The organism is Nocardia ninae NBRC 108245, from assembly GCF_007990755.1.
GTDB classification, from domain to species: domain Bacteria; phylum Actinomycetota; class Actinomycetes; order Mycobacteriales; family Mycobacteriaceae; genus Nocardia; species Nocardia ninae.
Map to the genome: position 1 here is coordinate 1 of NZ_BJXA01000033.1, position 23,264 is coordinate 23,264.

Annotated in this window: 15 protein-coding genes, 2 tRNA genes and 1 pseudogene; 1 reads left to right on the forward strand and 17 read right to left on the reverse strand. The window is 61.6% G+C overall.

Features of this window, described 5'->3' with window-relative positions:
• The 12 genes and pseudogenes from NN4_RS23000 to NN4_RS23045 all read right to left on the reverse strand — a co-directional run.
• The coding region (locus NN4_RS23000) for a type I polyketide synthase (protein WP_147135020.1) at window positions 1–4,611 on the reverse strand (4,611 nt) is incomplete at its 3' end.
• A 3-nt stretch (window positions 4,612–4,614) separates the two neighbouring features.
• On the reverse strand, window positions 4,615–5,985 hold the full coding sequence (locus tag NN4_RS23005) for a flavin-containing monooxygenase (protein WP_147135023.1): 1,371 nt from the start codon (window positions 5,983–5,985) through the stop codon (window positions 4,615–4,617).
• A pseudogene (locus NN4_RS46960) lies at window positions 5,943–6,143 on the reverse strand (NAD(P)-binding protein); the annotation flags it as partial. The gene NN4_RS23005 and the pseudogene NN4_RS46960, both read right to left, overlap by 43 nt.
• Before the next feature lie 11 nt (window positions 6,144–6,154).
• Complete coding sequence (locus tag NN4_RS23015) at window positions 6,155–7,093, reverse strand: diacylglycerol/lipid kinase family protein (protein ID WP_147135028.1); 939 nt, start codon at window positions 7,091–7,093, stop codon at window positions 6,155–6,157.
• Window positions 7,094–7,146: 53 nt separating this feature from the next.
• A tRNA-Arg gene (locus NN4_RS45115) sits at window positions 7,147–7,230 on the reverse strand.
• Window positions 7,231–7,351: 121 nt separating this feature from the next.
• A tRNA-Arg gene (locus tag NN4_RS45120) sits at window positions 7,352–7,435 on the reverse strand.
• A gap of 13 nt (window positions 7,436–7,448) precedes the next feature.
• Window positions 7,449–8,444, reverse strand: coding sequence for a bifunctional lysylphosphatidylglycerol flippase/synthetase MprF (locus NN4_RS23020; protein ID WP_246181028.1), 996 nt, complete (start codon window positions 8,442–8,444; stop codon window positions 7,449–7,451).
• Between the two features lie 41 nt (window positions 8,445–8,485).
• Entirely contained in the window at window positions 8,486–11,356 is a 2,871-nt protein-coding gene (locus NN4_RS23025; protein WP_186818582.1) for a type I polyketide synthase, read from the reverse strand.
• A gap of 37 nt (window positions 11,357–11,393) precedes the next feature.
• Complete coding sequence (locus tag NN4_RS45125; RefSeq protein ID WP_186818583.1) at window positions 11,394–11,849, reverse strand: SRPBCC family protein; 456 nt, start codon at window positions 11,847–11,849, stop codon at window positions 11,394–11,396.
• 14 nt (window positions 11,850–11,863) lie between these two features.
• On the reverse strand, window positions 11,864–13,159 hold the full coding sequence (locus NN4_RS23035; RefSeq protein ID WP_222595139.1) for an aspartate aminotransferase family protein: 1,296 nt from the start codon (window positions 13,157–13,159) through the stop codon (window positions 11,864–11,866).
• A 43-nt stretch (window positions 13,160–13,202) separates the two neighbouring features.
• Window positions 13,203–14,330, reverse strand: coding sequence for an acyl-CoA dehydrogenase family protein (locus tag NN4_RS23040; protein ID WP_147135040.1), 1,128 nt, complete (start codon window positions 14,328–14,330; stop codon window positions 13,203–13,205).
• Between the two features lie 63 nt (window positions 14,331–14,393).
• Window positions 14,394–15,983, reverse strand: coding sequence for an aldehyde dehydrogenase family protein (locus NN4_RS23045; RefSeq protein ID WP_186818584.1), 1,590 nt, complete (start codon window positions 15,981–15,983; stop codon window positions 14,394–14,396).
• Window positions 15,984–16,606: 623 nt separating this feature from the next.
• Here NN4_RS23045 and NN4_RS23050 point away from each other — a divergent pair.
• The gene (locus NN4_RS23050; protein WP_147135046.1) at window positions 16,607–17,635 is read left to right on the forward strand and encodes a ParB/RepB/Spo0J family partition protein; all 1,029 of its coding nucleotides are present in this window, start codon (window positions 16,607–16,609) and stop codon (window positions 17,633–17,635) included.
• Between the two features lie 575 nt (window positions 17,636–18,210).
• Here the strand turns inward: NN4_RS23050 and NN4_RS23055 are convergent.
• From NN4_RS23055 to NN4_RS23075, 5 genes are all read right to left on the reverse strand, one after another.
• Entirely contained in the window at window positions 18,211–19,590 is a 1,380-nt protein-coding gene (locus NN4_RS23055; protein ID WP_147135197.1) for a cytochrome P450, read from the reverse strand.
• Window positions 19,591–19,649: 59 nt separating this feature from the next.
• Window positions 19,650–20,141 (reverse strand): hypothetical protein, encoded by a 492-nt coding sequence (locus tag NN4_RS23060; protein WP_147135049.1) that lies wholly within the window; start codon window positions 20,139–20,141, stop codon window positions 19,650–19,652.
• Between the two features lie 657 nt (window positions 20,142–20,798).
• The gene (locus tag NN4_RS23065) at window positions 20,799–21,497 is read right to left on the reverse strand and encodes an SGNH/GDSL hydrolase family protein (protein WP_147135052.1); all 699 of its coding nucleotides are present in this window, start codon (window positions 21,495–21,497) and stop codon (window positions 20,799–20,801) included.
• A gap of 54 nt (window positions 21,498–21,551) precedes the next feature.
• Entirely contained in the window at window positions 21,552–21,923 is a 372-nt protein-coding gene (locus NN4_RS23070) for a VOC family protein (RefSeq protein ID WP_147135055.1), read from the reverse strand.
• Window positions 21,924–22,916: 993 nt separating this feature from the next.
• Window positions 22,917–23,186: an IS3 family transposase gene (locus NN4_RS23075; RefSeq protein ID WP_147135058.1), complete on the reverse strand. Its 270-nt coding sequence runs from the start codon at window positions 23,184–23,186 to the stop codon at window positions 22,917–22,919.
• Between the last annotated feature and the right edge of the window lie 78 nt (window positions 23,187–23,264).

Consider the following 23,264-nt stretch of genomic DNA (forward strand, 5'->3'; position numbering starts at 1 on the left):
GCGCTTCGCGGCGGGCAGAGCATGGTTCCAGTCGACGGGAATTCCGGCCAGATGCATTCCCGCGAGAGAGGCCACCATGCACCGCGGCCCGTCCACGTCCCGACGGAGGGAATGGAACACCGAGGGCGTGATTGTGGCGCCGTCACCGATGGACTCGAGGTCTGTGGTGAGCAGGGGGTGCGGGCTGATCTCAAGGAAGTAGCGGTAGCCGTCGGCGATCATCCGTTCGACGGTGATGCCGAACTGTACGGTCTCGCGGATGTTTCTGAACCAGTACCCGGCGGTTGCGGTGGTGCCTCGGATCGGGTCTCCGGTCACCGTCGAATACCACGTGATTGTCGAGTCCACGTCTTGTGGCTGGATATGGGCGAGGTCGTGGTTGAGCACGTCCTCGATGGGGTCCATGTAGTGCGAGTGGGATGCGTATCGCACAGGCAGGAGCCGTGTGAAGGCTCCGCCGTGCTCGAACTGGGCGGCGAGGGTCTCGAGCGCTTCGGCCGCGCCGGACAGCACGACAGCCCGTGCACTGTTGACCGCGGCGATGGATACGTCATCGTTGTCGAGGTTGTTGACGGCTGTGACGACGTCCTCGATCGGTGCCGCGATCAGCAGCATCCGGCCGTTACTCGGAGTGAGAGACAAGACCGATGAGCGGCGAGCGACGATGCCTGCAGCGTCGGAGAGTTGGAGGACACCGGAGATGTAGGCAGCCGCGATTTCGCCCTGGGAATGCCCGACGACCGCATCGGGATGGATCCCCTGCCGCTGCCATACAGCGGCCAGCGACACCATGACGCTGAACAACAGGGGCTGTACGACCTCGTCGCGGGCGAGATCGTCTGCGTCGTCCATCCTGATCAAGCGATTGGTAACCGACCAGCCCAGATGTTCGTAGAAGGCCAGATCGCAGCGGTCGAACTCGCGGCGGAAGGTCTCCGACATCTGATAAATGTCGCGGGCCATCCCGAGCCATTGGCTGCCTTGTCCGGGAAAGACGAACGCGACTTTGCCCGTGTGGGTTTTCACCTCAGAGGCAATGCTGACGTGGTCTGCAGCGGTCGACGACGCCAGTGAATCCAAGCCTGCGAGCAGTTCGTCGCGGTCTTGCGCGACGATCACGGCACGATCCTCGAAGTGCGTACGGTACACGGCGAGGGTGGTCGCGATATCGGCCAGCGCCAGATCAGGATCGGCGGCTACGAAGTCGCGGAGCTTCGCCGACATAGATCGCAGGGAGTGCTGGCTTCTCGCCGACAGCAGGAACGGAAGATGTTGTGAGACACGCTGATTCGTCATCGCCATTGGAATCGCGGCGGCCGGCGGTTCCTGTAGCACCACATGTGCGTTGGTGCCTGAGATGCCGAACGACGAGACCCCTGCGGTCCGCACACGATCCGGGCGCCGATCCCATGGCTCGGCGGTGGCTACCAGCTCGAGTCCGGTCTGATTCCAGTCGGCTGAAGGCTCACCAGCGTAAAGCGAAATGGGCAAAACGTTGTGTTGCAGAGCGAGGATCGTCTTGATCAGCCCAGCGATTCCCGCCGAGGCTTGGGTGTGTCCGATGTTCGACTTGATCGCTCCGATACGCAGCGGGTTGCCGCGGCTGGCATCGGAGAAGACGCGCGCGAGCGACCGCGCTTCGATGCGGTCGCCCACAGCGGTGGCCGTGCCGTGAGCCTCTATATAATCCACGTCCTGGGCCGCGAGCCCAGCGTCGTGCAGCGCCGCGGAGATGACCTCGTCCTGCGCTAATCCGTTGGGCGCGCTCAGTCCTTGGCTTCGTCCGTCCTGATTTACCGCAGACCCGCGAATCACCGCGAGCACGGGATCGCCGTCCCGGACCGCGTCATCGAGCCGCTTGAGTATGACCATCCCGCCACCCTCGGACCACACGGCCCCGTCGGCGTCGGCGGCGAAAGGAGCACAGCGCCCGGTCGGTGAGAGCACACCGAGTTGGCTGAACTCGACGTGCGCGCTCGGCGTCAGCAGCAGAGTCGCGCTTCCCACCAATGCGGCATCGCACTCACCCCGCCGAAGCGATTGGGCGGCCAGGTGCAGCGAAACCAGCGCAGAGGAGCAGGCCGTGTCGACGGTGATCGCCGGACCACGCAGCCCGAAGGTGTAGGAGATACGGCCGGAAGCGACGCTCGTGGCGGTGCCCGTGGCGACGTACCCGTCGAGTTGACGCAGGTCGATACCTGCCAGGTACTGGCCGCCGTACATTCCGATGAAGACGCCGGTCTTGGTGCCTTCCAGGTGCTTTGGGACGATGCCCGCTCGCTCCATCGCCTCCCAACTCAGTTGCATCAGCAACCGCTGGTGAGGATCCATGGCTTCGGCTTCGCGTGGGCTGATCCCGAAGAAGGAAGCGTCGAAGCTTTTGACGTCTGGGAGGAAGCCGCCCTGGAAGCCTGCATCGGACATGCCGTCGACGTCCCACCGGTCTGCCGGCACATCCGAGATGACATCTCGACCGTCATGCAGGATCTGCCAGAGCTTTTCGGGGGTGTTCGCGCCGCCCGGGAACCGGCATGCCATGGACAGCACGGCAATCGGCTGGTCGTCGGTCGGTCCGGTGGTGGGCGCGACAGCTTCGCGACTCTCGCCCTCGAGGGCATCGGCCAAGGACCGGACCGTGGGGTGCTCGAAGATCAGACTCGGGTCCAGGGGGCGACCAAGCTGGTCGGATACCACCCCGATCAGCTCGACGAGTTGCCGCGAGCCGAGTCCGAGCTCAACCAACGGCCGATCAGCCATGACGTCCTCTGCCGCGATGCCACATGCTTCTGCGACAACTCGCTGTAGCAGACTCTGCATGTCGGAGGCGTCAGCGCCGGGCGCGGCAACGATGGTCTGCTCCTGGACCTGACGATCAACGTCCACGGACTTTGCGGTGGGTACCGGATTGCCGTCGACAGCAACGACATTGGGCAGTGCTCCATCGAGATACGCGCCGCGGCAGGCTTGGCGTTGAATCTTGCCGCTGCTGGTCTTGAATATCGACCGTGCCGAGATGAGCACGACCGCCCGCAGTCGCACTCCGTGTTCGGCGGATATCTTGCGCCGAACGGCGGCCGCGGTGGACTCGAGAGTTTCGTCGTCCTCGGCTCGGACCTCGGCGAGGACGACGATGCCCTCGGTCTCGTCGTCGTCGACGGCGAAGGCGGCGACCCCGCCGGGGCGGACGTTATCGTGCGCCGATTCGGCTGTGAGCTCCAGGTCCTGCGGATGCAGGTTCCGCCCGTCGACGATCAGCACGTCTTTGAGTCTGCCGGTGACGAACAGCTGTCCGTCCGCAGCGAATCCGAGGTCGCCGGTGCGCAGATATCCGCTACGACCATCGGCCAACGTCGCCTGGAAAACATCCTGGTTGGCGGCGACACCGTTGAGGTACCCCGGCGAGACCGAACCGCTGGCAACCCAGATCTCACCTTCGGCCCCAACTGGGCACTCGCGACTTGTCTCTGGATCGACGATGACCACGGTTGTGCCGGACACCGGTACACCGACCCCGACGACCTCCTTGCCTGCGCCGCCACCGTCCGGGGGTGCAAGCGCCAGCAGTGTCGGCTCCTGCCCCAGGGGGACGGCGCAGACGATCAGCGTCGCCTCGGCGAGGCCATACACCGGCTGAAAGGCAGTGCGGTGGAATCGGGCCGGCGCGAAGGTATCAGCGAACCGGCGCACGGTCGACGCCCGAACCGGCTCGGCGCCGCAGAAGGCGAGGCGCCAGTGGGAAAGGTCGAGCGACTCGACCACATCCTGCGTTACCCGCCGGGCGGTGATCTCGTAGGCGAAGTTGGGGCCGCCGCTGTTGGTTGCCTTGAAGTGCGAGATCGCTTTGACCCAGCGCTCGGGGCGCTGGATGAAATGCAACGGGGAGAACAAGATTGCGGTGCCGCCCGAGTACAGGGTACCCAGCACTGGGCCGATCAGGCCCATGTCGTGATACATGGGCAGCCAGCTGACCGCCACCGTGTCGCTGCCATTAGCGGTGTGGCCCATCGCCAACGAGATGGCCGACTGATTGTGCAGCAGATTCCCGTGGGTGACAACCACACCCTTGGGCGCCGACGTCGATCCCGAGGTGTACTGCAGGAACGCGATCGACTCGGCCGACAGCTGGGGAATACGGTGCTGCGAGGAATACGAGTTCGGGATCGTGTCGGTGGCCACTGTCCTCGCCCGCAACTCGATATCGCCGAGCGCTCCGCCCGCGGATTGCAAGATATCCTCGACCGCGTTGGTGGTGAGGACGACTGACACGTCCGCGTCCTCGATGACCTGTGCTAACCGTCGCATCGCGCGATCGAAATCGGTCGCGTGCGGCAACGGTACCGGCACGGCGACCACCCCTGCGGAGACGCAGCCCAGGAAGCCTTCGATGAAGTCCAGGCCGGGCGGATACACCAGCAGGGCTCGCTCACCTTCGAGACCGTGTTCCTGCAACCAGCCCGCGATAGCGCGAGTCCGCAGGCCCAGCTCACGGTAGGTCAGGACATCGACCGGGCCGTCCACGTCGCCAGTCTGGAGGAACCGGTAGGCGACGTTGTCGGCCAGCTCTTCAAACCGCTGGAGCAGTACATCGAGATAGGTATTTTCGGTCGCCATTCTCTACCTTCCTAGCAACTCAGCTGCGGAACTCCCCTGGAGTGATTCCGAAGCCACCGCGAAATGCTGTTCCACCGGTCGACGCATCTGCCGCCAGTAGGAAACGCTCCAGCCTGGCCAGACCTGCCGGTTCTCTCCTGATTCGTCTAGGAACCAACTGGTACATCCGCCACGATTCCAGACCGATCCCGCCAGCCGCGATCGGACGAATTTGTTGAAGCCCTTTTGCACGTCGGCTTTGATTTCGATCGCTCGCCATCGATTGCGATTCATCATTTCGACACACTTCACGATGTAGCGCGCCTGGACTTCGATCGCGAACAGGATGGATTGGTGTCCGCTGCCCGAGTTCGGTCCCATCATGAGGAAGAAGTTCGGGAAGCCGGCCACCGTGGTGCCGAGGTGCGCTTCCATACCGTCCTGCCAGACCTCGGAAAGGAGCGCCCCGTCGCGCCCCTTGACGTAGTCCAGCGCGATCCGCTTGTCAGTGCGGAAGCCCGTGCAGTACACCACCGCGTCGAGATCGTGGACCGTGCCGTCGGCGGTCCGTATCCCCGTTTCAACGAACTCGGCGATGGAATCGCCGACCAGCTCGACGTTCGGCCGCTGCAGGGCCGGATACCAGTCACTGGTGATCAGGAATCGCTTGCATCCGGCGCGGTAGTCCGGCGTCAACGACCGGCGCAGGCCCGGGTCGGCTACCTGGCGGGCCAAAAACCTCTTCGAAACCACCTCGAAGATCTTCATCAAGGAGGGGTGGAAGAACGCCACCACCACGATTTCGTGGATCCAGTAGTTCAGGTACCGCTGGAATTTCTGTGATAACGGCAGCCTTCGGAACATCGCGCGCTCCACCGAGCGGATCGGTCGATTCGCCCGAGGCAGAACCCATTGAGGGGTGCGCTGGAATACGTCGACCCTCGCGGCGTACTTCGAGAGTTCCGGCAGTATCTGAATGGCGCTGGCACCGGTGCCGACAATGGCCACGCGTTTGCCGCTGAGGTCTATCGAATGATCCCATTCTGCCGAGTGGAATACCGGCCCGGTGAAACGCGACCGACCTTCGATGTCAGGAACCTTGGGAATGTGGAGCACGCCGGTCGCATCGACGAGGACGTTGGCCGAGTAAACCGTGTTGTCCGATGTGGTCACCGACCACATCGCCTCGGTATCATTGTATTCGTAGGATCGAACGTCTGTGTTGCAGATAATTCGAGACCGGAGGTCGTTCTCATCGCAGAGACGCTCGGCGTACTCCAGGATCTCCGACTGCGGAGCATACATCTGCGTCCACCCGCTATTGAGGGCAAACGAGAAGAGTAGGTGTAGGACTTCACGTCGCAGGCACTGCCGGGATACGTATTGTAACGCCATACCCCGCCCACTCCTGAAGCCTTCTCGAGGATGTGGAAATCGGTGATCCCAGCTTTGAGAAGTTTGATGCCGACGCAGATGCCAGAAAGCCCGGCTCCAATGATCAGCACTCGTGTAACATTCGAGTTTCCGGTGTCAGTGCCAATATTCATGTCCATTACACAATTCGCTAGTCAGACCAAATCTGAGTGGTTGGTGAAGCGAGAACATCGATGGCGGACGGCAATACATCGATATCGAAGGCGGGCGATTCCACGGTCCCTAGCTCCCCATCGTGATCGATTTTCAGCGACTGCCCGTCCAGCCGTTCGATCCGCACCGATTTCCCACTGCGATAATGACTTCCGGGCACGGCGCCCAGTGTGCCGTTCACACACGCCATCGCAAATTCTTCCCGATCCATCCGTGCGTTCACGACGCATACGTCGAGTAGCCCGTCATCGAGGATCGATCTGGGCAGAAGGTTGAGAAAGCCTCCTCGGTACCTGCTGCCGCCGATCAGGACTGCCAATATCTCCGTCTCGACGAGCAGCTCCCCGTCGACAGTCACCCTGCCCGCGTACCCCTGGTAGGACTGAAGTGCCATCAATGCCGCTTCGGCTAGCTTCTCCCTGCCGTCCGATTGCAGGGAATGCGAAATCGTGAGGGCTTCGGGCAACAGGCCAGCTGAGATACCGAGCAGTGCCGGCTTGTCAAGCTTCGCTATCCACGCCAGATCGATGGGCTTGCAGACGGCATCGCCACTGGTGAAGACCGCCTCGATGACCTCGAGCCACGGCTTGTCTTCCCACAGGCATCGATAGTTCGAGTTGCCGGTTCCTCCGGGAGCGATGAGCAGTTTGGGACGGTACCCAATTGGCCGTCCGACTGCCGAGTACATTCCCCGAGCGACTTCGCCGGCGGTTCCGTCGCCTCCGATCGCGACGACGACATCGATATCACCGCCGCCTGTCAGCTCGTGCGCGATGGTCTCCGCGTCACCAGGACTTCGGGTGATGAACTCGTGGAGCCCTATGTTGTCGTGGTCGCGCAGAGCGCTGACCACCTCGAGCGGGTTCCCGCCCGCCAGAGTATTGGTTATTGCCGCCACCGCAAGACGCTTTTTCATGGACGCCTCCGGACATGCCCGCAGGGGAGCATTCGGACTGACGGAATCGAACGCGGAGGGGGCAGGATTCGAACCTGCGTGGGCGTTAACCCAGCTGAGAGACTCAACTCCCGGTAGGCCACTTCGGGTACCCCTCCCTGAATTAGTAAGTTCTAGCGTGATGATGCCTTACAGAAGTCCGGGAATAGCCCCGAACACATGCCATCCACGACAGTCGTGAATAATCGGACCGCAGCACTGAGAATCCGAAATCAAGAGCGGAGGGGGCAGGATTCGAACCTGCGTGGGCGTTACCCCAGCTGAGAGACTCAACTCCCGATAGGCCACTTCGGGTACCCCTCCCTGATTCACATACTCATATCATATTGATGGCACGCAGAAGACCTGAGATCTTTCCGGGCGTAAGCCATCCACGATAAGCGAGAAAATCGGGGATCAAGATCACTGGGTCCCACTTCAACTTGTACTGAAGCTGCGTTTCCGCAGGATAAACCAGGCTTCCATGATCATATAACTTGTCGAGGAGAAATGCCAGCCAAGGATTCTTTGTGGGGAATTGATTTTCCGCCGACATGCCGGTGAACGGAGTCAGGCCGAAATGAAGGTATCCAGCGCCTTCCTCGGTGATCTTCCTGATTACGTGCCAGTTGATCGCCTCCATAGCCCCAGGCGGCGCGACTTCGTTACGTCTACTCAGATCGTGGAGCCATCCGCTTTGCGTCCCGTAGACGGGCGAGTACGAGATGTATCCGACGGTTTCCTTTCCCATCGTGCCGACGAAGAGTCTGCGCAGATTCTGGACCGGCCCGCCGACTTCGCCCACCATGAAGGCCATCTCACGCGCGAACCGTCCTTTCGTCCGGAGCCACCGTCGATCGATGTCAGAGATGTCGGCCCTGACATTGTCATGGGTGACCTCGCGAACCTGGAGACCTGCTCGCTCGGCGCGCGAGATCTTGTTCCGAAGCTTGACGAACTTCTTTCCGCGTAACGAGTAGCCGTTCAGGTCGACGGCGTAGGACGAGCCGAATTGGTTCACGTGAAAGCCGTTGCCGGCATAGACGGCCGCGTCGTCCGCCAGGAGCTGCATCGCCGCGACATCCTTCTTCTGGCGCTGCGCATATTGGACGAACTCCCGCAGTAAATCCGGCTTCGACTCCGCCGCCGTGAACGGTCCTCCGAGCTGGATGAAGTACCGCCCAATCTCTCGATAAAAGATCGCCCCATCGATGTTCGTTGCGCGGAACTGCTTGTTCTCCTGGTTGAGGGCCAGGAACCCGCTGGGGTTGTGCGACCAGTTCTGTACGGCGGCAGTGCCGTAACCGTCGACGCCGGTGGCGAGGTGCGTCACGGCGGGGTCCTCGATCTGGTGGTGTAGCCGGCTTCTGTCCCTCATGCCGCAGTCTCTTCCAGGAGTTCGAGGATATGCGCGGTCAACGCAGCCGGTGTCGGATACCGGAGCGCGATGCTGGTGGGCAGGCGCAGCCCCGTGACTGCGGTCAGCCCGTTCCGCAGTTCCGCGGCCGATATGGAGTCCAGTCCGATATCGGTGAAGCTGATATCGGCGGTGATGGTCTCGTGGCCACTGCTGCGCAAGGTCTCGTTGATCTCGCGGCAGAGGACTTCCAGCAGGGCCTCGTAGCGGTCCTCTGATGATCGCTTTTCCAGTGCCGCGAGCACTTCGTCGTCGGGGTTCACCGCCGATTCCGCGGGTCCGGCGGCGCTGGCGCCAGGAACAGCGGGCCGGGTCGGCTCCAGCCAATACGGCTTGCGGTCGAAGGCGTATGTGGGTAGATCGACGTGGCCCGCGTGAGTGCCGACGAAGAAGCGAGACCAGTCGACTTTGCCGCCTGCGCAGTACAGCTCGGCAGCCGCGGTCAGGATGTGCTGCAATCCGTCGGCACCGTGGCGCGGGTTGCCGCAGATGTAGGTCGTCGGAAGCTCCGGGCGGGTGTCGAAGATATCCGCGAGTTTCGGCACCAGGCACGGGTCGAGGCTGATCTCCAGGAAGTAGCGGCCGCCGTCAGTACGGGCGGCGAGCACGGCCTGTTCGAACTTCTTCGCGTCGTTGGGGTTGTGGATCCAGTGCCGCCCGTCCGACGCCCCAGCGCCGAGCGCTCCGCCCGTGCCCGAGGAGTACTCGCGGATCGTGGCAGGCGCTGAGTTGATCTGTGGCACCGCCTCAGCCAATCCGTTTCGGTACGCGACGATGTGGGTTGCCTCGCGGAGGGTGAGGGTGCCGGCGATGTTAGCGGCAGCGATCTCTCCGGCGGCGTGTCCTAGGACGGCGTCGGGTCCCACACCGATCGACTGCCACAGTCGCGCCAAGGCCACCGTGACGGCGAAATGCGCGACGGCTTCGATACCGGCGTGATCCAGGCCCGGAGCTCCCGGTGCACCGCGTAGGACATCGGTGAGCCTCCAGTCGACGAACTCAGCCAGAACGTGCTCACATTCGAGCAGATACTCGGCGAAAGCTGATGAGGTGTCGAGTAATTCGACTGCAGGCTGCGCATACTGCGGGCCCCTCCCGGAGAAGACGAAGATCGTTTTGCCGACGGTGCCTGCATGTCCGCGCACCACGCGGTCGTCGGGTGCATCGTCGCCGACAGTTTGAAGGGCAGCGAGGAGGTCGGTGCGGTCGGTGCCGATCACGACCGCACGGTGCTCGAACTGTGTCCGGTTGGCCAACGACATGCCAACGTCGGCCGGGTCGATCTCGGGATCGCTGTTCACTCGTGTCCACAACCGATGTGCCTGATGTGCGACGACATCGGCACTTCGTCCCGACAAAACCCACGCCATCACTGCGGGTCGCGCCGGAACAGGTTGCGGGGCGAGCGATTCCGGCACATTTGTAGGCGATTCTTCGAGGATGACATGCGCGTTGGTGCCGCTGATTCCGAAGGCGGACACCCCCGCGCGCCGTGGCTCGTCGGTTCGGGGCCAGGGCTGTTCCTCGGTAAGCAGGCGCACTGTGCCCGAGGACCAATCGATCTCGGCCGAGGGGATTTCGGCGTGCAAGGTCTTCGGCAAGACGCCACGCCGCATCGCCTCGACCATCTTGATGATCCCTGCCATCCCAGCAGCGGCTTGGGTGTGGCCGATGTTCGACTTGACCGATCCCAGCCACAGCGGCCGATCCTCAGGGCGTTCACGCCCGTAGGTGGCCATCAGCGCGTGCGCCTCGATGGGGTCGCCCAGCGGGGTGCCCGTTCCCTGGGCTTCCACCACATCAACCTGTGCGCCGGAGAGACGGCTGTCGGCCAGTGCTGCGCGGATGACACGTTGCTGGGCAGGCCCGTTAGGAGCCGACAACCCGTTGCTCGCCCCATCCTGATTCACCGCCGAACCACGCGCCACCGCCAACACCCGATGCCCCAACCGCACCGCATCCGACAACCGCTCCACCACCAATACACCGACACCCTCCGAAGGCACGAAACCATCCGCACCCTCAGCGAACGCCTTACACCGACCATCCGCAGCCAGTGCCTGCAGTTGGGAGAATTCGACGAACGCGGAGGAGGTCGCCATGATCGTCGCGCCTGCGACCAACGCGAGGTCACACTCGCCGCGGCGCAGCGAATGCGCCGCGAGGTGCAAAGCGACCAATGAGGAAGAGCATGCGGTGTCCACCGACAGCGAAGGGCCTTCCAAGCCAAGGACATAGGACACTCGGCCCGACGCGACACTGGAGGTGTTGCCGGTCGCGATGAGACCGTCGACAGCGTTCGACGGGTCGTTGATGAGGTGTGCCCCATAGCCCTGATAGGTGAGGCCGGTGTAGACGCCGGTGTTGGACCCCTTCAACCGACGCGGATCAATACCCGCCGACTCCACCGCCTCCCACGACACCTCCAACAACAACCGCTGCTGCGGATCCATCGCCAACGCCTCACGAGGACTGATCCCGAAGAACCCCGCATCGAACTCCGCCGCACCATCGAGAAAACCACCCTCACGCACATACGACCGACCCGGCGTCCCCGGCACCGGATCGAACACACCCTCAACATCCCAACCACGATCGACAGGGAAACCCGAGATCACATCCCGCTCCCCCACCACCACATCCCACAACCCAGCAGGCGACGACACACCACCAGGAAAACGACACCCCATACCCACAATCACCACCGGATCCGAGGCTTGCAGCTCGAGTTTCTCGGCGCGACGCTTCCACGACTCCCGTTCGACGAGCGCTTTCCTGAGCGCGCCAATCAGGGAGTCCGTGTCCAAATCGGAGGTTATGGTTGTCATTGTTCCTATCCCCGCCATATCTGTCCGTGTGGACGAGTTACTGCACGATCGATGAGCCTGGAAAGACCTGGAGGACGATGTTCGACATCGTCTGCGTCAGCACCCTTACCGCGACGGGCGCGACGATCGATTCGAGGCTTGGCACGCCGAAGTCGAAGTCAGCGCGGAATACGAGCTTTACCTCGTCGGGTTCGTCGCCGTCCGCAGCGACCCAGCTCCCCTCGAAGGTGTCGAAATCACCGTCGATCTGCTCGAAGCTCAGAACACACGCTTCGTCGTCATAGAAGTCCTGTTCCGACCAGGCCAGAAGGCCATTGCGGAAGTAAACCTCCCAGTCGGTGACGGCGCCCTTGCCGTCGAGGGAGGCTGCCGTCTCGACGGACTTGACGCGGTCCGGAGCGTTCCGGCGGTACACGTCAGCGTCTTTCAGCGTCTCGTAGACTTCCTGCCGCGGGAAGCCTTTGACAAGGCACTCGATCTGTACTTGTGTCACGGGTTGTTCCTCCGTCAGCCGACCGCCGGAGCCGAGGAGCTCCGCACGGTTTCTCCAGGGTTCAAAAGTGTTTCCGCGCTGGTGATTCCGGAGAATGCGTCCCTGACTGCCGCCTCGACGATCTTCATTTCGTCGTCGGTGAGGATCGCGGGCGGCGTGAACCGTACGACGGAAGAGTTGTTCATGGAATGGTTCGCCAGCACTCCGTGCTCGATCAGTCCGAGCAACATTTCTCCAGCGAACCCTGGATCGGTGAACTCGATCCCGATGAGCAGGCCCTTGCCGCGGACTTCCTTTACGGTGCCGGCCGGTGCCGCCGCCGAGCTCTTGGAGAAGCTCGCGAGCAAGCGCTGACCGATCGTGCGCGACCGTTCGCCAATATCCTGAACCTGCAGCGCCCGAACCGTTCCCAGTACGGCGGCCGCCGAGATCGGGGCACCACTGTAGGTGGACGTGTGTAGCAGGGGGTCCTTCTCGAACGGTTTGTAGGCATTCGAGGTGCATGCGATCGCTGACACCGGAACGACACCGCCGGAGAGAACCTTGCCAACCAGCATCACGTCCGGATGGACGTCCATGCCGTCGATCCCCCACGTTCCTCCGACACGGCCGAGGCCCGTCTGGATCTCGTCGACAACGAGGAAGGCGCCGTATTCGGCGCACAGAGCAGAGACGCCGGGCAGATAGTCATCGCTGGGGACGATGACACCGCCCTCGCCCTGCACCGGTTCCACGATGAAGCACGAGGGGATGCTGTCGGCGAGCACTCGGCGCAGCGCATCGAGATCGTTGTAGGGGATCTCTACGACGTCCGGGATGAGCGGCCTGAAGGCGTCCTGGTACATGGCTCGCGCGGTGACGCTCAGCGCGCCCATCGTCTTGCCGTGGTAGCCGTTCGTGGTAGAGATCAGCCGTCGGAATCCGTTGGCGCGCGCCAGCTTTATCGCTGCTTCAGTCGCTTCGGTGCCGGAGCTCACGAAATGAACCTTGTCGATGCCCTCCGGGCATATCGAGGCCAACGCTTGGGCGGCGCGCGGGCTGGTCTCATCAATGAGCAGCCGCGCAGACAGAGGGTGGCGGTGGATCTGGTTGATGACCGATTCCACGACGTACTCGTTGCGGGCTCCGAGGAGGAAAACTCCTGAGCCAGCGCAGTTTACATACGACGTTCCGTCCATGGTGGTCAGGCCTGCCCCATACGACTCGGCCTCTACCTTGCCGCCGAGCATCTTGGAAATGCCGGCTAGGCGGCGGCCGAGATGCTTGGAGCACAGCGCCAGAACATGGCTCTGATCTTCAATATCATTCACGTTGTTTCATCCTCTTCGTGCGACACAGCCGATTCCGGGGTCGCTACACGATTTCCAAGCTGTTGCCGCGGAACGCCTCGTCCAGGGCACCCCACATGGAGTTTCTGGTGGGCGGGTGGAAGGCGAAGGCTTGCGTCGCGGCGTTGAGATAGCCGATGGCCGGGTTGTTGATGAACTCCATGCCGCCGAGGACTTCGGTGCTTCTGCGGACGCATCGCTGGACGGAGTCCTGCACCGCGTACCGCATTACCAGGGCGTCGAACAGCATCTGGGGCTTCGCCGGGCTGTCCAAGGTCATCGCGATGCGCTCCAAACCCAGCAGCGCTGCCCGGAGTTCGGTGGCCGCCTCCGATCGCGCTTGCGCGGTCCCCTTGCCGCTTTCGAACAGTCGCTGCACCAGCGTGGTCGCCATGCCGAGATAGGTCGCCGAGACGAGCAGAGTGAACCAGGTGAGGCCGATCCGCTGGACCTCGTCGAACGAGATCCGGTCGCCTTCTTCCACTTTCATGACCAGCTGATCGGGAACGACGACGTCCTTCAGCAGGACCTCGTCGCTCTCGGTGCCCCGCAAGACCGGTGAGTTCCAGAAGGGGCGGATCTCGATACCGTCGACGTTGGCGGGCACGAGCACCATGCCCAATCGGGGCGGGTGCCCGTCCTCGATCAGCTGGACGCTGGCCGACAGCAGATCCATCGACCGGGACAGGCTGCACGGCTTCTTCGATCCGTTGATCACCCAGTCGTCGCCGCGGCGGACAGCGGTGGTTTTGGGAGTGAGCTGTCCCTCGCCAGAACGGCCTTCGGCGCCGGCGCTGGACACAAGCAGCGATTCATGGGCGATCGCGTCCATGATCACCCATTCCATGCCGTGGAACTTGTCCTCGAAGGCTCGCATCGACGCCAGCGTGAAGTTGTGCATCGTCGCGGCGACTGTGAGCGACGGCGCGACGGCGCCGAGCGCGACGGTGAAGTTCAGCGCCTGCAGGGCCGTCGCGCCCTTGCCGCCGTGGACCTCGGGGACGAGCAGACCGGGTGCCTTCGACTTCCGGAAGGCATCGATACCGTTCGACGGGTTTTCCTCGAGATCGATCAGGGAATACGCGGCGACATCCGCGAGCAGGCCGGGCACCAGTTCTTCGGTCGTTCGAAGTGCTTCTTCATCAAGAATCACAGGACTTTCGCTCCTTGGCAGGTGTATGCCGACGTCTTTTCGGCCGGGAGGCTTCGCGGTTGGTCAGGACACGCTGGTGTCGAAGACGGCGGAGCGGGGATGGACGTCGGACGCGATGCTGATGCCCTGTAGTCGCGACGTTCGCAGGATCGGGAAGTTTCCCTCGCCGTAGGGGCCTCCCGACAGGCCGGCGCCGCCCTGGCTGGGAAGGCCGATGACGAACCCGATATGGCTGTCGTTGACCTTCAACAGACCGCCGTTTTCTACGCGTTCACAGAATTGATCGATGACGTCGCTGTCGGCGGTCCACAGAGAGTTTCGCAGCCCGTATTGGTTGCTGTTGATGAAGGCGATCGACTCGGTGAGCAGCTCGTCGTCGGCGGCCGGCGAAGGGATGATGATCGGGAGCAATGGGAAGAAAGTCTCGCGTCGGACGGCGTCGAGGCGGTCGGCTGCCTGTAAGCCGTTCACCGTGATGATGGTCGGCTGGACGAAGTAGCCCAGATCGCTGACCTCCCCGGTTACTTCCATCCGGTTCCCGCCGTACACCAACTCTGCGCCCTGCGCGAGAGCGTCGGTGAGGGCCGTCATGAAGTCCTCTGCTTTTAACACCGGCGACAGCAGGCAGTCGTCGTCCTCGGGGTATCCCGGCCGGATCTCCTTCGCGATTTCGACCAGCCGCATTACGACAGCGTCCGCGATGTCCGGATGGACGATCGCGTACTTGGGGACGATGCAGACCTGGGCGGATCCGTAAAAGCACTCTGCCAACGCTTTGGCTGCCAGATCCACATCCGCGTCGCGCCAGACCAGCACGCCGTCGTTGCCGCCGAGCTCCAGGACCGCCTTCTTCCCGTGTGCCGACCACCGCTGTCCGATTTCGATGCCTCGTTCGGAGTCTCCGAAGAACATCAGATCGTCGACATCGGGGCTGTCGAGCCAGATATCGAGGGCCTCGTTGGGAGCCGCGCAGATCATGTTGGCGGTGCCCGCAGGCGCGCCCAAGCCGTCGAGAACTGGTGCGATGAGCTCGCGCCAGAACCATGCGGTGCCGAACGCGGCGCTGCGCGGAGCCTTGACTACGATCGTGTTGCCTACGATCAACGCACCCAGTGAGACGATCGAGTTGGCCGTCGGGGCGTTGTACGGCGGGTGGACACACACGACGCCGTCAGGCTTTCGCACGAGCCGGATTTCACGGCCTCCGACATGGGAGATCTGACGCATCTGGTGGCGGTAGAGTTCCAGGCTCGCTTCGTTGGTCATGCTGATCGCGCCAGACACCTCCCACTCGGCGAGCTTCTTGGGATGTCCTTCCGCCGTGAGGATTTCGACGAATCGGTCGGCGTTGGACTGAACGATCTTGCCGACCTGGCGAGCGAATTCGATCCGGGTGTCCATTCCCATTGCTGCCCAGGCGGGCTGGGCGGCTCTGGCGGCGGCGCTCGCCGCGATGATCTGGTCTCGATCGCAGATGCCGACCCTGCCTAGAATTCGCGGATCATCGGTTGCGGATATTTTCCCTCGATCGAGCTGGCGCTTGAGCTTGAGAACTGCCATTTCATCACGGAGCATCGACGCCGCGTGCACGGCATGAATCCATTCGGTGTGTTCCCCGTCCCGCCCGCCGATAAGCGCTGGATAGCTCTGCATAGCGAATTCCCTCCCCATTCTATTGCGCGGACTCCCTGCCGACACAACGTGAAACTTGCGTTTCGGTAGCCATTCCAGAAGGCGATACTGAAAGTGACCGTACCAGTACATCGCCGAAGAGGCGACACCCGTGCGCAAACGATTGCAATTTACTTCGTGTTCGGCCGCCGGCCATGCCCGCAGGCCGAACCTCCATGTCACCAAACTGGCGGCAGTTGACCCCTCTCAACAAGTCCATGACGTTACTCATCGGTAACCGGTCTGTGTGTAAAGACAGGTGACCAGCAGCATCACTGATCACGCAGTCCGGCCTGCGGAATCGCCGCCATCTGCCTGGAACCGCCTGGCTTATTCCGATAGTCTCCAGTCGGTCCAGGCGGGGAGTCCTGGGCCACTGAGGTCGGTGTAGTTCCGTTGGAGCTTCATGCCGAACGACCCAAAGGGAGGGAGTGCACAATACATGCGGAATCAATTGCAGTCGGTTCATGCCGACCCTTCGCAATCGACAGGTTGCGCCTTGTAGCTGGGGCCGATCGATGGATCGATCAACTCGACGACTGGGACCTGCTGAGCAGTGAAGCGCATACTCGGCGGGATTTCGCGTAGTACTTGGGAGAACCTCTGTGACTGATACAAATCTGGGTAAAGCTCTTCGCAAAGGCGCGGAAGCCAAATTAATGAACACCGCTGAGAATATCAGCGCGCTCACTTTTCCTGAAGACGCGTCTGCAAACGTCGCTGTGGAAGTGCCGGTGGCATCCGTGCAGATAGTCGAAGGCCCTCGGTTTTCCGGTGAAAACTCTGACCACATCCGTCTCATGGCTGACCTCGAGACCGCGCTTCCGCCGATTGTTTTGGATAGAGAGTCCATGCGTCTCATCGACGGGCGGCACCGGCTACGGGCGGCACAGCTTCGTGGTGACACTCATATAACCGCCGTATTCTTCGACGGCAGTGAAGCGGATGCGTTCGTCCTCGCCGTGAAGGCCAATACCACCCACGGCCTACCACTCACCCTGGGTGAGCGGACCGCAGCCGCGCACCGCATTCTCCTTACTCACCCACAGTGGTCGGACAGCGCAGTCGCATCATGCACAGGCCTGGCCGCGAAGACTGTCTCGGGGATCCGCCGCTCAAGCAAGGAAATTCCCAAGTTGAACAGTCGGGTAGGACGGGACGGACGTGTCCGTCCCGTCGACGCCAGCGCGGGTCGTGAACGCGCCGCTCAGTTGATCATCGAGCAGCCCGGAGCTTCCCTGCGGGAAGTTGCCCGCAAGGCGGGCGTTTCGCCGGCGACCGTGCAGGACGTACGCGACCGGCTCCAGCGAGGCGAGTCCGCCTTGTCCTCTCGCAAAAAACGACGGAGCCAACCCGCACGAGTCGTGGACAGGGAGCCGGAGACATTGGCCGAGCTCATTCAGGGCCTGCAACGAGATCCTTCGATCCGGTTCAGTGACTCCGGGCGGAAACTTCTGCGCCTGCTTTCTTCGCAACCTCTCCAGCTTGAGCATTGGGAGACCGTTATCGCCGACGTTCCTACCCATCGGAACGACGCCGTAACACGTATCGCGATGCAACATGCAGCGAACTGGGAACGGTTCGCCAACAAACTGGCACAGCGTCAGGACGAACAGCGACGGACCGCCGGCTAACTCGATTCGGCGACCTCACCAGCGGCTGGTACGTGAGTTGTAGTTGCTGGCTGTGCGGTTGATCTGACCTAGCAGGAACCAGTTCGGGGTGGGGTCGCCTAGTCGGGACCGAGAATGGTGGCGCCGCAGAATTATGTCGAATTTGTTTGTAAGACAACTGATCCGATGAGTCGCTGCGGCCGGCATAGCTGTGATCGTTGGCGAGATGTGTTCGACGAGTCGATAGGGGTATGGGCAGGGTCGCGTCGGCAAACCACGCGCGGGCTGGGTAACCCGCCCCTGAAACCGCCGGAGATGGGCTGTTGGACGATGCCCGAACACGCCGCTCCAGAACTCGTGGAGCACTTCGCCTCTCGCGCCTTCTGAGATGCCTACGCGGCCTGAGGCGACCTGCGTGACGACGTAGTGTAGCCCCTCTGCGGCCGCAAACCGATCCTCGATATCGACGAACGGGATGCCAAGAAGCGCTCAGCCACCTCAGCGTACAACACGAATATCACCAGCACCGCCTGGCAAACCGGCCAATTCCAGCCACGAAGTAGCAAACCTGACGGACACAAACTATAGCTGGAGTACTAGTTGCGCACGCGCAAGCTCAAGCGGAAATCCTTGGGCATGAAGGTGAGTCGTTCGGCGACACACAGGCGATATCCGGGGTCGGCTGTGATGTCGTAACGCTGCAGGATGGAGCCGAGCGCGATGAGGGACTCATGGATCGCAAATTGCCTTCCGATACAGGCCCGCTCACCAGTGCCGAACGGTTTGTAGATGTGGGGTGCTCGGTTGCGTACGCGATCGGGGGCGAAGCGGTCCGGATCGAACCGGTCCACATCCGGTCCCCACGCCGGCGTGCGATGCAGATTCGGGATCAAGATGTTCATGCTTTCGCCCGCAGCCATCGGATACTTGCCACCGACGACCGTGTCCTGTCGAGCCTGGCGGGAGTAGACAGGTGCTGTGGGCCAGAGCCGCAACGCCTCATCGAGCACGCGGCGCACGTACCTAAGCTTCGCGGCTTGTTCGAAGCTTGGCACCTCGGTGCGCCCCCACGCGTCGTCTACCTCGGCCTGCGCTCGGGCCAATACCTCGGGGTGTTGAGACAGGTAGTAGAGCGCGAATGACAAAGCCCCGGAGGTGGTTTCGTGTCCAGCGACCAGGAATGTGATCATCTGATAGCGCATGTTGCGCTCATCAAGCCTATTCGGGTCATTCTGGCGCACGGCCCGCATCATCAGCTCCAACAGGTCGCCATTCTGGTCCTGGTCGGCCTCACGACGTTCGGCAATCACTTTGTCCACGACACCGAACATGTAGTCCCGCCTGGCCTTTTCCTTCCCGTCCGGGTGGCGCAGCAGCAGATCACCGATGATAGGTACAGAAAATACCGAGCGCAGCGGTGCGTAGGCCAGCGATTCGATCATCGCAGTGACGAAGGGGTGCGGTTCTTCGCGCTCGAAAGCGTTGAAGGTGAAGCTGAATCCTGTACGCCCGATGGTTTCCAGCGTCAGTTTGGTCATGTCGCCTGCCACGTCGACACCCGCTCGACCGGCACTGCGGTCCCACCGCCGCACGAGGGCGGCCGTCGTGTCGAGCATCGTCTGGTGGTATCCACGCATCGCGGCCTGGGTGAAACCCGGCTTCAGAAGATCATGTGCGTGACGCCAATTTGGCTCATCGTTGTGGGCAGTGAACAATCCGTCTTCCCCGATGCTGCGAAGAAAGGGCAATGTCTTCTTCGCAAACCGAGTCTCGTCAGATAGCTCGGCGACTATTTCACTATCGTAAACGAACACGAATCGCATGTTCAACAACTTGCGTTCGAAGATCGGGCCGAGCTCGCGACCGAGGGCCATCGTTGTTTGGGTCGGCGTGATCAGATTCATCGTGGTCAGGTCGCCCAGCACAGGCAAGCGCCACCGGGGGCGCGGAATCGCGCCAGTACGCGACGACGTCATCTTTGTAGCCAATTCCCCACCTTTGATTCGATATTCTGCAATTCCCGCCGAATATTCGTTCATGTCCCCGGCTTCGACGAAGACACGGCGGCGGCTATGTCTGCCTTACCGCTTTCGAGATTGCGTCCCAGAAGTCGCTCGAACTCGGGCAACGTCTCCGGGTTCCACGGAAAGAAAAAGGGCTTCGGATAGTTATTCAAAAGCCCCCTGTCTGCGCACAAATGAATTGGAATCGCGAGATATTCCCAGTGCCATCCAAAGATCAACCATAGTGAGATCACAACAATGCCTTGCGTCACCGCACTGTGGAGTATGTTGTATAGCAGGTAGTATACTTTGCCGATGCGCCCGGTTTTGCTCCTGCGCATCGCAATCGATCCGGGATACAGGCCAAAAACGTCGATGTACTGATAAAGACATACCGCGACCACCCAATTGATATTGGCGCGATGGTAAATAACCGCCGATATCAAGCAGGCCAGGGCTAGCAGGTACTCAGCTCGCGCGAGATTTCGTGTTGTCCGAGTGAAGAACCAGTTCCTAGTGTCCACGAGGCCCCCGATAGATACGGTGAGAGTAAGTTGAGCAGCTAACGCCAGACGTTAGGCAGGCGGGCATCGTGTGTCAAAGTCGGACAGTTGAACATGTTGTTCAACATATCTATAAGGCTGGCGATTGACAGGCGTAGGCAAAGGAACACATAGGCTGGAACAGCGGACGTTTCTGCGCCCGCGATCGTCACGCAGTTATCCAAGGATGCCTGCCCTGGAAGGAATCCATGCACTACGGCTCATCGCCGCCGATCACTTACATCAGCGCCCGCACGCAAGCAGAAGCGCACACCCGGTGACGCCGTCACCGGAGCCAGGGACTAGCTGTTCCGACTCTGATGCGCTGGGTGAACCCGCGGGCACCCTCGGCGGCCCTGACACCGCGGGGGTCAGCCGTGCCGTCCAGGTTCAGCGTCGATCTCAGCCGTGTGGATGATCTGCCGAGGCCGGGTGGCGGCGCCGTCCTATCCCGCTTGCTCGAGCAACGCCTTTAAGGGGCCGTTCCCTCCGTCCGCACCACATCCGTCAGTCTCCGTGAAGTCCGATGTCGCCGGCGGCTGAAACAGCGCCCGCATCTTTCGCGCATGCCGGGCATAGAGATCCAAGGTCCGTTCGAACTATCTCCCAATGGCCTCATGTTCGAAGGGTGTCACGTCTCTAGCCGTCCGTTGCAGCTCGCCGTCCAACGAGTTCGAGGTGCCCGGCCAGGGCTTTGATCTTCTCGGTCGCGGCTAACGCGTGACCTCGCGCATTGAGATGCAGCTTGTCACTGCTGTAGATACTGAGGTCCGAGCCGAGCGGATGAGGTGCGAAGTCGACGAAAATCGCCCCGTAAGTGCGGGCGACGTCCTCTGTCAGTCGTGAGAGAGTCTTGATCGCCGCGCTAACGGATGCGGCATACTTCTCTGGAACCAGACCAGCCTCGGCAATATCGAACATTCCGAATGTGACTACATCTGCACCTTGACCGCGCAACGCCGAAACCATCTCTTCCAAATCGCGCCGGACGGCATCGGGGCTGAAGCCAGGGCGAAGGAAATCATTACCTCCGCAGATGACGAAGGCCAAATCGGCATGAAAACTGAGAGCATCGTCGAGTTGGGTCTCCTTGACCTCGGCGGTGATGAGGTCTCGTTTTCCAAGATTCAACGCGGCAAGGTCAGGATGCACGAAGCGTAAAACGTTTTCGATTCGCGTCGACCACGATAGATCCTTGTATCCGGGCACAGGTTCTCGGATGCCTTCAGCGACGCTGTCGCCGATCGTTACCATCCGCTTCCAAGGCGAATGCGCGAGCATCGTCGCGGCGGTGTCCTCGGAGATGATGTATTCGTCGGTGGCTTCAGTAGTCGTCATCGCGTTTAAAGTCTTCCTAATCGGCAGTCATGATGCGCCCGTTCGAAACAGCGCTTATGTAGTTGCAGGCGGCAATGTCAGACAGAACGGATGACCGGAGGGGTCGAGTAGCACACGCCATTTGCCAGGCGCCGGCTGTGTATCCGGTTTGCTTGCCCCTAACGCCACTGCCGCCGCCTCCGATTCGTCCAGGTCTGCAACGAATAGGTCGAGATGCATCTGCTTAGGAGTCTTGTCGTTCGGCCAGTCGGGAGCGAGGTAATTGTTGATCCGTTCAATGGTTATCGCCACACCTTTAGTCCTCAACACCACCAATTCTGCTGACTCATAAGAGACTTCGAGATCGAGCAGTTCACGGTAGAAACGGCCCAGCATAACCGGATCGTCACTATCCAGTGATATTGCAGCCAATCGTGCTATCGCCATTACTACTCCCTGTCGCCGATCGAACAAGGTCAACTTCCCCGACTTCGAAGCTACAGTGAGTTCCATTGTCCGGCAAGGCACCTGGACCGGCGACACCAGCCAGAGCTCGGTGGAGCTGGGCAACGACAGCGGTAAGCTGCGTCGAGCGCGCCTTCCGGCGCGGGCTGCACAACGTCGGTGACGCGAGGCAATGGCATCCGGCGCATACCAGGCTACTGAGGATTGCCCCTTCCAATGCCACCGGATTCGCCCGGCGGTACGCGGATCCACAGATCCGTCATTTGAGCTGCGGATTGGCACCCGCCCCGCTTTGCCCAGACATGTGAACCGACCGGACTGACGCGACAGCGAAACCGACAGAGCCACAATGGTTTTGGATCGCACCCTCAGGGTTCGGTGCTAGCATCGGCCGCCCTTGCCGCGTAGGGACCAGGAGTAAGGCGATCTCGTGTCGCACTCTGATGCCACAGCAGCTGCGTGAGGATCGCAGATGACGACCGTCACGGTGCCAGCCGAGCCTGCCGGAATCGGTGGTAGTAGAAAGTGCAGCGACTATTCGGACGAGTCGCTCCCGGAACATTCTCTACTCCACGAGGCTGTAGTGCCTCCAGCACGAGCAAGGGCGCTCGAGCATTGGATGGCGCTTGGGGACAACCAAGCCTGCCTGACGGCCGGCGGCTTCGACCTCGAACGCCCTCGGCCTCGACCTCGGCCTCGGCCTCGACCAGCGCATTCCCGAATACCCGATCGTCGTTGTCCAGTAACGCGAGTCCAGCTGTACAGACGCGCCCGCCTGCCATCGGCCTCGAGTGAAGTGCCAGTGAGTCCTGCCGTCTTCAACTGCACGGCGAGGAGCTCAGCCCTCGACATGTAGTGATGCAAATTAGGTATCTCAGCGGCTCCGCCACCGGTGCCGCATTATGACGAAGGCTGTCAACACGATTCGACGCCGAGCCACAACCCACTATCACGTAGGCACTGAGGTTCCCCCGCCTAGCCGGAGAGCGGATTATCTGGTTCCGGCTGGAGCCGGTTGATGGTAGCTGGCTTCGAACTCGTCCGGTGATCGCAACCCAGCTGCTTCTGGATGCGGTGGCTGTTGTACCAGCCGTCGATATAGGCGAACAGGGCGTTCTCGGCCTCGTCACGGCTGCGCCAGGGGTTGCGGTAGACCAGTTCGATTTTGAGTGTGGAGAAGAAATTCTCCACCAACGCGTTGTCATAGGAATCGCCGACCGACCCCATCGGATTGCGCAATCCCATTGTCGGCCAACCGAGTTGAGAACTTGAAGGCCGTATAGGTCGACCCACGATCCGGTTGGAAAACGCATCCCGCACCGC